Annotated in this window: 8 protein-coding genes and 1 pseudogene; 6 read left to right on the forward strand and 3 right to left on the reverse strand. The window is 60.2% G+C overall.

Features of this window, described 5'->3' with window-relative positions; all coding sequences use genetic code 11:
• Positions 1-40 precede the first annotated feature (40 nt).
• Positions 41-1054 (reverse strand): annotated as a pseudogene (locus tag ACX3YD_RS19590) (methyl-accepting chemotaxis protein); the annotation flags it as partial.
• Between the two features lie 292 nt (positions 1055-1346).
• Between ACX3YD_RS19590 and pmrG the strand changes: the two are divergent.
• The gene (pmrG, locus tag ACX3YD_RS19595; protein WP_458960814.1) at positions 1347-2018 is read left to right on the forward strand and encodes a lipopolysaccharide core heptose(II)-phosphate phosphatase PmrG; all 672 of its coding nucleotides are present in this window, start codon (positions 1347-1349) and stop codon (positions 2016-2018) included.
• Between the two features lie 26 nt (positions 2019-2044).
• A complete protein-coding gene (locus ACX3YD_RS19600) occupies positions 2045-2875 on the forward strand; it encodes a phosphatase PAP2 family protein (protein ID WP_103404051.1) in 831 nt (276 codons plus the stop codon).
• 51 nt (positions 2876-2926) lie between these two features.
• On the opposite strand, the gene ACX3YD_RS19605 is transcribed toward ACX3YD_RS19600, so the two are convergent.
• Together ACX3YD_RS19605 and rimJ are read right to left on the reverse strand one after the other, a co-directional pair.
• Entirely contained in the window at positions 2927-4366 is a 1440-nt protein-coding gene (locus ACX3YD_RS19605; RefSeq protein WP_103404050.1) for an ArnT family glycosyltransferase, read from the reverse strand.
• Between the two features lie 83 nt (positions 4367-4449).
• A complete protein-coding gene (gene rimJ / locus ACX3YD_RS19610) occupies positions 4450-5037 on the reverse strand; it encodes a ribosomal protein S5-alanine N-acetyltransferase (protein WP_103404049.1) in 588 nt (195 codons plus the stop codon).
• A 442-nt stretch (positions 5038-5479) separates the two neighbouring features.
• Between rimJ and ACX3YD_RS19615 the strand changes: the two genes are divergently transcribed.
• The 4 genes from ACX3YD_RS19615 (at position 5480) to ACX3YD_RS19630 (ending at position 13452) form a co-directional block, all read left to right on the forward strand.
• A complete protein-coding gene (locus ACX3YD_RS19615) occupies positions 5480-6412 on the forward strand; it encodes an SDR family NAD(P)-dependent oxidoreductase (RefSeq protein ID WP_103404048.1) in 933 nt (310 codons plus the stop codon).
• A gap of 62 nt (positions 6413-6474) precedes the next feature.
• A complete protein-coding gene (locus tag ACX3YD_RS19620; RefSeq protein ID WP_458960815.1) occupies positions 6475-9288 on the forward strand; it encodes an endo alpha-1,4 polygalactosaminidase in 2814 nt (937 codons plus the stop codon).
• Positions 9266-12904: a tetratricopeptide repeat protein gene (locus ACX3YD_RS19625; RefSeq protein WP_458960816.1), complete on the forward strand. Its 3639-nt coding sequence runs from the start codon at positions 9266-9268 to the stop codon at positions 12902-12904. Before ACX3YD_RS19620 ends, ACX3YD_RS19625 begins: the two co-directional genes overlap by 23 nt.
• A gap of 29 nt (positions 12905-12933) precedes the next feature.
• Complete coding sequence (locus ACX3YD_RS19630; protein ID WP_458960817.1) at positions 12934-13452, forward strand: penicillin-binding protein activator LpoB; 519 nt, start codon at positions 12934-12936, stop codon at positions 13450-13452.

The following is a 13452-nucleotide window of genomic DNA, read 5'->3' on the forward strand; positions in this document are numbered from 1 at the left end:
GCGCGATGCCTTGTTGCAATACACCGAGTTCGTCGCGGCGCGTCACCTGGACATCGTGGGATAAGTCGCCGCTGGCGATGCGATCGACCACGGCCAGGGTGTCGCGCAGCGGGCCGGTAATCTGTCGGGTAATGACGACGGCGGCAATGATGCCCACCAACAATGCCAGCAATGTGCTGACCAGTTGCAGGGTGCGGGCGTTGTCGCTTTCGGCGTCACGGCGGTCGAGTTGAATCTGATACAGCGCATCGCTCAGGCTGACGATGGCGGCACCCTCGTCAGTCATTTCCTTGCGTGCCTGTACCACATCACCGTTTGCGGTTTTGTAAGCCTGCAAGGCGCTACGGTAGTTGCCCAGCGCACTTTCCAGTCGCTGCAGGGCGTCTGGCTGAACGTCGGCGAAATGCGCGTTGAGCTGTTTCAGGCTGGCGATGGCGGCGTCCAGTTGGGCGACGGCCTTTTGCTCGGTTTCGGCGTTGGTGGTCGCGGTGTAGCCGCGCACTTCGTAGCGGGCCAGCAAGAAGGCTTCCTTGGCGGCGGTGATGGCCTGGAACTGTTCGAAGCGCTGATCGCTCGGCGGCAGTTGTTGCACGCGGCTATTGAGATCGTTGATCAGCGTGTTGGCCGTTTCAGCATTGGCGATCATGACATCGCGGGCGCTGCTGCCGGCACGGTAGGCGCCGCGCATTTTGTTCAGGGACGTCTTGTAGGCGTCGATGACGGTGCCTTGCTCATTGAGCAGCTTGAGGTTCTCCGGGCTCTTGAACTTCACCAGCAGCGCTTGTTGTTGAGCGGAAAAGGCTTCGAGGGTGGTTTGCACGTTCTGGGCGGTGGCTTCGTCGCCGTTGGTCAGCATGTATTGCAGGCGCGCCACGCGCAGCTTGGTCAGGCTGGCGTTGAGCTGGGTGATGTCACTCATCCAGTTGCTGCGGTCAATCAAACCGCCCAGGCTGGTCCAGCCGGTCAAGGCGAGGACGCAAGTCAGTGCCAGAACCAGGCCAAAGCCCAGGCCCAGTTTCAGGTTCACGCTGATGTTGCCGAACCAGCTATTCATGAAAATTCCTCCAGTAACGCAGTGCTTCTTGATCGTCGGTGGCTGGAAGATTGTTGTTGTTGGGAGCCTCCAAGCTATGTAAGCAGGGTGTATCGGCCGCGATTCCTGGAGCTGAAACGTTTTTTGCAATGGCTTTTACGCGAAAGTGTTGCACTTTGTGTAGGGGCTGACCGTGCGTCGGACCGCGCCAATTCTTAAGCTTTTTTTCACATGGGTTTCACCTGTAGACGACGCCCGCCTCTCTAGCCTCGCCGCATAAAAATAATGGTGCATGCCGGCGAGGCGACTAGATATGGAATTGAGACTCACTCTGTTCGGAGTAAAACGCTCGATCGACCTGAGCCGATTTGCCCGTTATCGCAATGCAATCGCGGTGCTGGCCTCGGCATTGCTGGTGGTACCCCTGATCCTTTTTCTGCTGCGGCCTGCCGCCGCGCCGGACCTGGCCCATGGTAATGTGGCCGGCGCTCAGGCATTGCTGGCCGGTTGGGCCAAGGGCGACATGATCGTGCTGGTACGCCATGTCGAGCGTTGTGATCACTCCAGCGCTGCCTGCCTGGTGGGCAACGATGGCATTACCGAACGTTCGCGTAGCGTCGCGGTGGAAGTCGGCAAGCACTTCGAGCAGTTGGGGCTGAGCAAGGCCGACATCTACAACAGCCCGATGCTGCGTACAGCACAGACAGCGGCCTACATGTTCAACAAGGTCGGCACCGGTGAAGACTGGCTGATCAGTTGCAAGGGCACTATGCTGCGCGACGCTTTGGCGCATAAAGTGGCCGGACGCAACCTGATCCTGGTAACCCACAGCGAATGCATGGAGCAGCTCGAGAAAGACCTCAAGTTAACAGGCTCCACTCCAGGCTATGGCGCTTCGTTGTTCGTTTCCGCCGAAACCCCACAGACACCTCGCATGCTAGGCTTCATCGACGCCTCGGACTGGCCATCGGTGACGAGTAAATGAATTCATCTTTTTGATCAGGACACACGATGCAGAGTACATCCCACCGTTTCTACTGGTTGAATTTCGGTATTCCGCTGGCCTGCGCCGCCGTGGTTTTCCTGATGTTCGACATGACCTCAATCGACATCGCGTTCAGCAATCTGTTCTTTGATCCGATTACCCAAACCTTCCCAATCGACCAGGTTCACTTCTTTGAGAAGCTCACCCACAAGTGGGCGCGGATCATTCCCAACTGGACCGCTGAAATTGCGTTGATCGGCGCGATCCTGTCGTTTGTCTGGCCATTAGTCACCCCGCAAAAACATCCACGCCTGGGCAACTTTCTGGAGCGGACCAAAGCCGCCCCTGTGCTTCGGTTTGCCAGGGACCATCGTCGGGATTTTCTGTTTGTGGTATTTGCGTTCGCGATTTGCACGGGAGTGATCCATTTCCTCAAGTCGCATACCAGCGTGTACTGCCCGATTGAAACGACGCTTTACGGTGGAAAAATCGCCCACATCGAGTGGTACCAGAACTTCCAGCTGTTCAGGGAAGCAGGCGATGGCCGTTGCTGGCCAGGCGGCCATGCCTCGGGTGGTTTCACCATGCTGGCGTTGTATTTCGTGGCACGTCGCTACCGCTGGCGCTTTTCCAAAGCGGTAATGTACGGCTCGCTGCTGCTGGGTTTCGTCTACGGCACCACGCGTGTTCTGCAAGGCTGGCACTACATGTCCCACACCTTCTGGGCCGGGATCTTCGTGTGGCTGGCGTGTTTGCTGACGGCGCTGGCGTTCTACGGTCGGGCGCGGCTGGATCAGCCGGTTCTGCAAAAGCACGAGCGGCGGGTAGCTGTAGCGCAGGCTCAAACGGCCAGTTAACTTCAGGCGCCGGATACGAAAAACCCGTGATCCCCAGGGATCACGGGTTTTTTATTGCCCGACAAAGTAGTAATGCTGTTTCCCGACCGTCATGGATTTGAGCACTTTCAATGGCGCGGGCGGTTCTGCATCGGCGCCCATGACCGCCACGTTGGAAGGCGACGCGGTCAGGAACTCATGCAGCTGCGCCTCGGTATCCAGTCCTTTGAGCACGCGGTGGGTGTAGAACACGCTGGCGCCGCCCAGTCGTTCGTTGGCCTGATACAGCGCGACTTGCTGACCGTTGGCCTGCAGGGCCCGGATCTGCTCGGTCAGCGGCAGGAACGACAATGTGCGATCGGCGTGGGGGAGCGCCCATTGTGCCGCGGCGAGGTAGCTGGCGATCACCACGGACAGCGTGCCAACCGCCACGCTGCGACGATGCCGGATAATGCTGCTCGCCAGGGGCGAGACGTCTTGCCGGGCCTTCAGTTTTGCGTACAGGACGCTCGCGTACTCGGCGGCGATGACGGCCGCGGCCGGTGTCATCGACATCAGGTACACCGTGCGTTTACTCGACGCCAACGTCAGCATGACGAACTGGGCCAGTATCCACAGGGTAAAGAACAACAGGTAACGGTTGGCCCTCAGGCTTTTGCGGAAATGCCACAGCCCCAGATACACCAGAATGTTCCAGGGCAAAAATGCCTCGGGCAGTTTGGCCAGGTAGTAGTAGAACGGTTCGTAATGACCGGCTTCCACGAAGGAGCCACTGAAGCGTCCGACGCTGTTGGTCAGCAGCAGTTCCGTCACTGCCTGGATGCCGCCGCGCTGATACAGCAGCGCCAGCCAGATCATCAGTGGCAGCAATCCCAGCAGCGTCAGCAGCCCTGGGCGTAGCCAGTGCGCCAGGTGCAGGCGCTTGTCCATCAGGCTTTCGGCCAGCAAAAAGGCGAAGATCACCACCCCCGGCATCGCCAGCCCCAGGATGCCTTTGCTCAAGGTGGCGATGGCGATTCCCAGGGCGAACAACAGCGCATTGCTCAGGCTCGATTGTCGGTGCCCCTGGAAGAACGCCAGTAGCGTCAGCGTCACACCGAGGGCGAGCAACGCGTCTTCGCCGACGCCACGCACGTTGCTCCAGTAACTGGCCATGGTCGCCAACAGTAATGCAGCGGTCCAGGCGAGGGTTGTTGGCCGGCCGAAGCGCCGCAGCATCGCGAACAACAGCATCACGCTGAACAACCCTGCACAGGCCGAGGTCAGCCGCACCGCCCACGGCGTGCTGCCGAACGCGCCGATGGCTCCGGCGTCGAGCCACAGGCTCAGGGGCGGTTTTTCCAGGAAGGGTTCGCCGAACAGGCGAGGGGTTACCCAGTCGTTGTCCAGGTGCATTTCCATGGCAATGCCGGCGACCCGCGCCTCGGTGGAGCCTTGCAGCTGGTGATTGCCCAGGGCGAAGAAAAACAGCAGCACGGCAAGCAATAACAGTGAGGAAGTGGAGCGCGACATAGGCGTTCGGGGACCGGGGAAGGAGTACGAATCCCGAGCATACGAAGCGAATCCTTAACAAAACGTGAACGAGGTGTGAAAGCTTAGGAAAGCTGTCTTGACCAGCATTGATCAGGGTCTTCGTAGACCTTGCTGACCAGCGCCGTCAGCACATGATCCTGCCAGCGCCCGCCGATGTTCAGGTACGCCTTGGCATAGCCTTCGCGCTCGAAACCCAGGCGCTCCAGCAACCGGGCGCTGCGCTCGTTGTCGGGGATGTAGTTGGCCATGATCCGGTGCAGGTTCATTGTCTCGAACATGTAACGGATACCCGCTTGCAGGGCTTCATGCATCAAACCCTGGCCTTGGTGGGATTGGTCGATGTGATAGCCGAGGTAACACGCCTGAAATGCCCCGCGAATGATGCCGCTGAAATTGCATGCGCCGATCATCTGCTGGCCGTCGCGATCCAGCACTGCAAAGTGCACCGCGTAGCCGTCCTCGAAGGCAAAGGCCTGTTGCGCCAGGCGCGAGCGGATTTTTTCCGGACGGTAGTAGTCGTCGGGGCGAACCGGAGACCAGGGGGCGAGGTGTGCCTGATTGCGCTGGTAGAAGTCGCTTTCCAGCGCAGCCTGGCTGGGGCTGAGGATGGCCAGCGTCAGGCGTTTGCAGGGGAGGGTGAGGATCGTCATCGGGCGCTCGAGGTTACGGTGGACGACCCACAATTTACAGGCAAAAAAAAGCCCGCGGGAGGGCGGGCAAACCGTAGTTTCTTGAATGAGCGAGAAAAATGTACAGGTTGCGGCCAATCGATGGGGTGAAGAAAAGTTCATTTGTCAGAGCGTTGGCGCTCCCCGAAGGCCGTACAAATGATCCGGCACGAAATCTGGAATAAACGTCGTCAAAAAAATGACAAATTCTCTATGGTTTTGAAAGCAATGAGAAAAATAGACGGTCTATTGACAGTGGCCGCCCGATCTCCCATTATCTGCGGCGTTTTGATGGCCTACCGCCATAAAAATGTCACTCGCGACTGGCAAGTTTCACGGGGCATTCGCGACTGTGATGGCGCGAGCTCAAACCGTTGGCGGACTTCAAATCCAGTATCCGCTTGATTTTTCAGGAAGAATTTTCATGTTTGTTGAGCGAATACTCGTTACTGGCGGTGCTGGTTTCATCGGATCACACCTGGTGGAAGCGTTGCTGGCGAAAGGTTACAAAGTGCGTGTGCTGGATAACCTGTCCTCCGGCAAAGTCAGTAACTTGCCAATGGATAATGCCAACCTGAACCTGGTCGTCGGTGATGTCGCCGACAGCGCCGCGGTGAGCCAGGCCATGCGTGATTGCAGCGCGGTCGTTCACCTGGCCGCCGTGGCCTCCGTTCAAGCGTCGGTGGACGATCCGGTCAGCACCCATCAAAGCAATTTTGTCGGCACGCTCAACGTCTGTGAAAACATGTTGAAGGCCGGGATCAAGCGTGTCGTGTTCGCCTCCAGCGCGGCCATCTATGGCAACAACGGCGAAGGTTCGGCCATTGATGAAAACACCGCCAAGTCGCCGCTCACGCCCTATGCCAGCGACAAACTGGCCAGCGAGTATTACCTGGATTTCTATCGCCGCGAACACGGCCTGGAACCGGTGATCCTGAGATTCTTCAACATCTTTGGCCCGCGCCAGGATCCGTCTTCGCCGTACTCCGGTGTGATCAGCATTTTCACCGAGCGGGCGATGAACCGGCAGCCGGTTTCGATTTTCGGTGACGGTGAGCAGACCCGCGACTTCGTCTACGTCCTGGACCTGGTGAGCATCCTGCTCCAGGCGGTGGAGGCGAGCGAACCGCAATCCGGTGCGGTGAACATCGGCTTGAGCCGCTCCACCAGCCTCAATGATTTGATCGCTGAACTGGGCGCGGCCACCGGCAACCCCTTGACGGTGAATTATCAGGCGCCACGTCAGGGCGATATTCGCCATTCGCGCGCCAATAACGCGCGCCTGCTCGAGCGCTTCAATCTTCCGGAACCGACGTCCATCGGCAACGGTCTAGCGCAACTTATCCGCAGTCTTTGATTCGGCCGGTTTTACTGCCCGATGTTCAAGCGGTAACGGTTCAGTCATTTCAAGAGTGAGTTATGGAAATCGTTTTTCGCAGGACGCGTGTCCGCTCGGTCGCCAAGCGACTGTTAGCCGCTCTGGCATTGTGTGTCAGTGGCCCCGCCGTACAGGCTGCCGCATTGACGCCACCCTCCAGCGTGACCTTTTGGTATGCCGACGAGCCGCCGATCTCCGAGCTGGCCCAGTTCGACTGGTCGGTGGTCGAGCCGGGGCATGTGTCGGCGGGGGACGTCAAAACCCTGCGCAAGTTGGGCAGCCAGCCGTTTGCCTACCTGTCCGTCGGTGAATTCAGCGGCAACAAGGCGGCCATCGACAAGGCCGGCCTGGGCAAAGCCGTCAGCCCGGTTCGCAACGGCGCCTGGGACAGCCAGGTCATGGACCTCGCCGCGCCGGCCTGGCGTGAGCATTTGTTCAGCCGCGCCAAGGCACTGCAAGCCGAAGGTTACGCCGGGCTGTTCCTCGACACGCTCGACAGCTTCCAGTTGATGCCGCAAGCGGAGCAAGAAGCGCAACGCCATGCCCTGGCCAGTTTCCTGCGGGAGCTGCACCAGCGTCAGCCGGACCTGAAGCTGTTTTTCAATCGCGGTTTTGAAGTGCTGGCAGAGCTCGATGGCGTGGCAGCCGCCGTGGCCGTCGAGTCCATCCATGCCGGTTGGGACGCGTCCGCCAAACGGTATCGTCCGGTGCCCGAAGCTGACCGCCAGTGGCTGGAAACCCAGCTGCAACCCTTGCGCGCCAAAGGCATTGCGCTGGTGGCCATCGACTACTTGCCGCCAGAGCGCCGCGAGGAAGCGCGCAAGCTGGCCAAGCGTCTGCGTGAAGAAGGTTTCATCCCGTACATTGGCACCCCCGATCTGGATTCGATGGGCATCAGCAGCATTGAAGTCCAGCCACGTCGCATCGCCTTGATTTACGACCCGCGCGAAGGCGATGTGATTCGCAACGCCGGGCACACGCTGTTGGGCGGCCTGCTCGAATACCTGGGCTATCGGGTCGACTATCTGGCGGCTGACGAAACGCTGCCGGAGCACCGTTTCAGCGGTTTGTATGCGGGCATCATTACCTGGATGACCAGCGGCCCGCCGCAGGACAGCCCGGCGTTCAATCGCTGGCTGGGCAAGCGTCTGGACGAACAGGTGCCGCTGGTGTTCTTCGCCGGTCTGCCGGTTGAAGACAAGCTGCTGCTCAAGCGCCTGGGCCTTGAACGCCGGGCTCCTCCGGCCACTCAAGCGCTGACGATCACCTATCAGGACAAGTCGCTGCTCGGGGCGTTCGAAGCACCGGTGCAGCCGCGATCCCGTGACCTGAGTGCGGTGTCTGTGCTGCCCAATGGTCCTAAAGCATCGTTGCTGTTGACTGGCGAAGGCGGCCAAACGTTTACCCCTGTCGCGGTAGCCACTTGGGGCGGTCTGGCACTCGCGCCGTACATCCTGGAAACCAACAACGAGCGCAGTCGCTGGATTCTCGATCCGTTCGCGTTTCTCCAGGCCAGCCTGCGACTGCCGGTGCAGCCACGGCCGGACACCACCACCGAAAACGGGCGGCGCATCGCCACGGTGCACATCGATGGCGACGGCTTTCCCTCGCGCGCCGAAGTGCGTGGCACGCCTTACGCAGGCAAACAGGTGTTGGATGATTTCATCCGGCCCAACCCGTTCCTGACCTCGGTATCGATTGTCGAGGGCGAGATTTCCCCGCGCGGAATGTTTCCGTTCCTGGCCCGCGAGCTGGAGCCCATCGCTCGCGAGTTGTTCGCCAACCCGAAAGTCGAAGTGGCGACGCACACCTTTAGCCATCCGTTTTTCATGCAGCCGGAAGTGGCGCAGAAACGCGAAGGCTTCAATCCGGAATATGGCTTGAAAATGGCCATTCCGAATTACGACAAACTGGATTTCCGCCGCGAGATTTTTGGTTCGCGTGACTACATCAATCAGCAACTGACGACCCCGGAAAAACCGGTGAAGCTGGTCTTCTGGCCGGGCGACGCCTTGCCTTCGGCGGCCACGATCAAACTGGCCTATGACGCGGGCCTGAAAAACGTCAACGGCGCCGAGACCATGCTGACCAAGGCCAACCCGTCGCTGACCGGTCTGAACCCGCTGTTGCGACCGACCTCGGGCGGTCTGCAGTACTACGCGCCGATCATCAACGAAAACCTCTACACCAATCTGTGGAAAGGCCCGTATTACGGTTTTCGCGATGTGATTGACACCTTTGAGCTGACCGACAGCCCGCGACGCCTGCGCGGCCTGCACCTCTATTACCATTTCTATTCGAGCACCAAGCAGGCCTCGATCAAAGCGATGAACGAGATCTACGGCTACATGCGCGAACAGCAGCCGATGTCGCTGTGGATGAGCGATTACCTTGATCGCCTGCACGGTCTGTATCAGGCCAGTCTGGCGCGCACCGCCGAGGGCGACTGGCAGATTCGCGGCATGGATGCGTTGCGCACCGTGCGCCTTGATCCGCAAATGGGGTGGCCGGATCTGCGGCGTTCCCAAGGTATTGCGGGGGTGCGTGATGTGCCTCAGGGACGCTACGTGCACTTGAGCAGTGACCGTGCATTGCTGGTGTTGCGCCCTGACCGGGATTCACGCCCGGCCCTTGAAGAAGCCAATTTGCCGTTGCTGGACTGGCGTTACCTGGATGACCAACGCGTGAGCTTTTCGTTTGCCGGTCAAGTCGACCTGAGCTTCTCGGTGCGTTCGGCGAGCGCCTGCCGGGTCGAAGTGGATGGACAGCGTTTTACAGGCAAGGCGTCCGCCGGCCTGTGGACTTTTCAATTACCGATGAAGCAGGTGAGTCATGGTCAGCTCCTCTGCAACTAACGCCTCAGTCACTAAAGGCAGTCGCCTGCTCAACCCATGGGCATTGGCGGTGGTGGCGGTCACCGTGGGTGGCCTGCTGTGGGCGACGTTCCAGCGCGAAGAAGTGTTCCAGCCCGATGGCCGTGAACCGGATGCCGTCTCGGCCAACTATGCCGAGCTGCTGCTGACGGCCCACCCCGAAGACGATCGCCTGCGCCTGCAACTGATCGATCTGTTGATCCGTCTCGGCGATTACCCCAAGGCTCGTCAGCATCTGGAGAACTGGCCCAAGCCGAACCGGGAATTGCAGGCCTATTACCGGCTTGAACTGGATGCGCTGGAAGCGGCCAAGGGCAGCGATCTGATCACGCAGCAGGCGTTGGTCGAACGCCTGAAAAGCTTCGATCATCACCTGTTGCCGCTGCCGCAATTGCAAAGCCTGGCCAAGCTCGCGTTGAACTTGCAGGCGCCAGCCTTTGCCGCCAGCGTCTATGAAGAGATCGCCGCGCGTGATCCGCAGCAGCGAAGCGATGCCCTCAAGTCTGCCGCGCAGTGGTACCTGGCCGGCGAGCAACCGGGACGTGCCGCCGAGATTTACCTGGAGCTGAAAAAGGCCACCGAACAGGCGACCGAGCGCCGTGAATACGCGCAACTGGCGTTCAACAGCCTCCTGGCTTCCGGGCAGGGCGACCAGGCCGTGCAGGTGCTCGCCGATGAAGTCGACGGGCTGATCAATCCACAAACCGATACGGCTTGGGTGCAGCAGGGCGTCGATGTGGCGATCGCGAGCAAACGCTTCGATCTGGCGCAACGCTTCCTGCAACAATGGCGCGTCTTGCAACCTGACGATCCGCAAATCCTGCAAAAGGATTTCAGCATGCGCCTGGCACTCGGCGATTTGCCGGGCGCCTGGAAAAGCGGTCAGCAACTGCTGCTCGAACATCCCGAAGACCCGCAATTACTGGAGCAAATGGCTCAGCTCGGCGAGTGGAACGGCGAAACCGAGACGGCCCTCGACTACTGGATTCGCCTGCTGAAATTGCGCGAAGACGCGCAAACCCGTGAGCACGCCTGGCGCCTGGCGAGCCAGCAGTTCGACTTCGACCGCTCGATTCCATTGCTCGCCGAGATCATGGCGCAACGGCCGCTGACCGACATCGAGCTGGACGCGTTGATCTACGGCCACGAATCGCGGGGCACGCCGCAACAGGCTGAAGCCTGGCTGCACGCTTACCTGCGCAAGTACCCCCAGCATCGTCTGGCCTGGACGCGTCTACTGCAAAACCTGGAAAACACCGGGCAGTACGCGTCCAAGGCCAAGGTCTACAAGGACTACTCGAAACGCTTTGCCCTGACCACCACCGAACGGGTCGATTGGGTCGATACCTACCTGAAGCTGTTTGATAACAAAGCCGCATGGCAGGTGTTGCAGGTCGATAACCGCAAAATCACCGATCCGAATTACTGGCGATCCCGTGCCGCGCTGGCCTGGGACCTGGAACTGGACGATGAACTGCAGGTGTCCCTGGAAAAAATGCTGGCGCTCAAGGGCTCGCTCAACAGCGGCGACGAGAGTCAATTGATCACCCTTTATCGCACCAGCAATCCCCGGCGCGCCTTGCAGTTGATGGTCGGCGGTTGGCAGCGCAGCCATGACCCGCAGCGCCTGGTCGAAGCATTGCAGCAAGCCGAGGAACTGCAGGACTGGTCACAAGTGGAGGCGTTGCTCAAGGATGCCGAGCAATACCCGGCCGCTTACGGGCAGGCTCAAGTGTTGGCCGTGCGCGGCGCACTGGCCGTGCACAAAGACCAGCCCGAAGAGGCGCAGCGCCTGTATCAGGAAGGGCTGGCGCGATTCCCCGAGGACAACCTGTTTCGCGAGCGTTTGATGTGGCTTTACGTCGATCAGGGCAATACGGCCGAACTCAAGCCGTTGCTGACTCAATGGAAAGCCCGGGCACGTGAAGACCGGATTTTGTGGCTACCGTTCGCCAGTGCCAGCCAGATGCTCGGTCGCGACAGCGAAGCGCTGGCCTGGTATCGGATGTACCTCAAGACCAGTCCGCAGGATTGGCTGGTGCAAGCGGCCTACGCCGATGCGCTGGAGAGTGCCGGCTATCAGGATGCGGCCCAGCGCCTGCGCCTGAAGTTGCTGCGCAGCCCCGAGGTGGACAATGTCCAGCCGTCGTCCGGGCGCTATGGCATCTGGTTGCGTTTGATGGCCAGCAGTTACTCGCCGAAAAAGGCCCAGCACGAATTGCTGAAGTGGAAGGACGGCTCGCCGGCGATGCTGCAATGGTGGTTCGAACGATTGCTGGCGCGTCTGGATGCGACCAACCAGGACTCGCAAAAGGACCAATGGCTGGACTGGGCACGCGGTCAGGGCTTGAAGGTCGAGCGTTATGAGCAGATCCAGCAAGCGCTGCGTAGCCGTAACAAGGAACAGGTCGAAACGCTGTTGGCCAGTAGCGATCTGAACCCGGCGCAACGCGCGCAGGCCCTCAGTCGTCTGGGCCGGCTGAACGAAGCCCTGGACACCAGCCTGACGGCGCTCGGCGACGAGCAGCCGCAAGCGGTGCGCGAACAACTGCGTCGTCAGGCCGTGGAAATCCACGAACGCACGCCGCAAGGTGCGCAGTTGTCGTGGCATGACCAGGATTTCGGCGGTCTCGCGTTCAAGGCGCCGCGCCTGGAAATTGCGCACAACCTGGGTGATCAATGGTACGCCGATCTTGAGCTGGAACAGGGCGACTACAGTGGCGACGAGATCGAGCCATCGAAAATCGGCGAAGAGCGTAACGCTGCGCTGACCTTGCAACGTTCGGTGGAAAACGGCAGCTACAAACTGTTCGCCGACACCAGCCAGCGCAAGGACAACGACCGCAATGGCCTGGGCCTTTCGCGGACCTGGCAGTTGGACGTGAGCGATGAACTGGAGACCGGCGTCGACTGGCATCGCAAGAGCGAAGACAGCGGCCTGATGCGTGCTTTCGGTCAGCAGGACCGGCTGTTCCTCGGGGGGCGTCACAGCCTGACCGCTCGCGATCAGTTCAGTTGGGAGGTCGCACAGCGGTCGTTTTCCACCCGTGCCGGTGACGACCTCGGCAATGGTCACGCGCTGAAAATGGAGCTCAACCACACGCTGGAATTCGCCGGTCCCAACTGGACCGTGCGCAGCGGTGTCGACTATCAGAAAAACCAGGTCAAGGATGAGTCGCTGAATTACCTGTCCAGTAACTTTGGTGGCCCGGTCATCAGGGCCGCGCCTGTGCAGACGTTCGACCCTGATACGGGTTTGCCTGATCCGATCAATCCACTGGACATCGAAACCGTCACCGCCAGCGACCTGCTGCAAAGCCGCTACGGCCAACTGTATTTCGGCAGCTCCTGGCGTCGTGGTCTGCCCGGCGCACTGGTACGGACCAAGCCGCAATACACCTGGCTGGTGGACCTGACGGCGGGCTGGCAATGGACGGATCAAACCTTCAACTACGGCATCAACACCGGGATTGGCGTTGAAGTGCTGGGTGACGACGAACTGGCCCTGACCTTCGGCTACCAATCCGCGCCACAGGGCGGGGATGGCAAGTCAGGCGGAACACTGGGTGTGAGCTACGGCGTGCGTTTCGGACGCTGATCATGGAATTTTCTACGGGAGAAAAACGTATGCAAGCAATTCGTAATCTGGGCCTGGCGCTGGCGGTCCTGTTCGTCGCTGGTTGCGCGAGCTTCACCGGCGACGCCAGCCCGAGCCTGCCGCGCACTTCGCAGTGGGGCATTGTGCCGATGGTCAACTATTCGCAGACACCGCAGGCCGGTGAGCGCAGCGAGCAAATCCTGCTCAGCGTGCTCAGCAGCCATGGTCTGCAACCACGGGTTTACCCGGCCAGCACCCAGGGCGAACAAGCGTTGATGGATGACAACGAGCGTCTGGCTGGTGCGCTGGATTGGGCGCGTGAGCAGAAACTCGATTATGTGGTCACCGGCAGCGTTGAAGAGTGGCAGTACAAGAACGGCCTGGATGGCGAGCCGGCGGTGGGCATCAGCCTGCGCGTGCTCGATGCGGACAGCGGTCGGGTGCTCTGGAGCAAAAGTGGCGCACGTGCCGGCTGGTCCCGTGAAAGCCTCGCGGGCACTGCGCAAAAAGTGCTCGATACGCTTGTTGGCGCCCTTCGGTTCGAGTGA

This window comes from Pseudomonas fluorescens group sp. PF-1, from assembly GCF_054481335.1.

Excerpts from the sequence above, each read along its gene's own strand:
- pmrG (WP_458960814.1), top strand. The coding sequence starts at position 1,347 with ATGGAATTGAGACTCACTCTGTTCGGAGTAAAACGCTCGATCGACCTG.
- ACX3YD_RS19600 (WP_103404051.1), top strand. The coding sequence starts at position 2,045 with ATGCAGAGTACATCCCACCGTTTCTACTGGTTGAATTTCGGTATTCCG.
- ACX3YD_RS19605 (WP_103404050.1), bottom strand. The coding sequence starts at position 4,366 with ATGTCGCGCTCCACTTCCTCACTGTTATTGCTTGCCGTGCTGCTGTTT.
- rimJ (WP_103404049.1), bottom strand. The coding sequence starts at position 5,037 with ATGACGATCCTCACCCTCCCCTGCAAACGCCTGACGCTGGCCATCCTC.
- ACX3YD_RS19615 (WP_103404048.1), top strand. The coding sequence starts at position 5,480 with ATGTTTGTTGAGCGAATACTCGTTACTGGCGGTGCTGGTTTCATCGGA.
- ACX3YD_RS19620 (WP_458960815.1), top strand. The coding sequence starts at position 6,475 with ATGGAAATCGTTTTTCGCAGGACGCGTGTCCGCTCGGTCGCCAAGCGA.
- ACX3YD_RS19625 (WP_458960816.1), top strand. The coding sequence starts at position 9,266 with ATGGTCAGCTCCTCTGCAACTAACGCCTCAGTCACTAAAGGCAGTCGC.
- ACX3YD_RS19630 (WP_458960817.1), top strand. The coding sequence starts at position 12,934 with ATGCAAGCAATTCGTAATCTGGGCCTGGCGCTGGCGGTCCTGTTCGTC.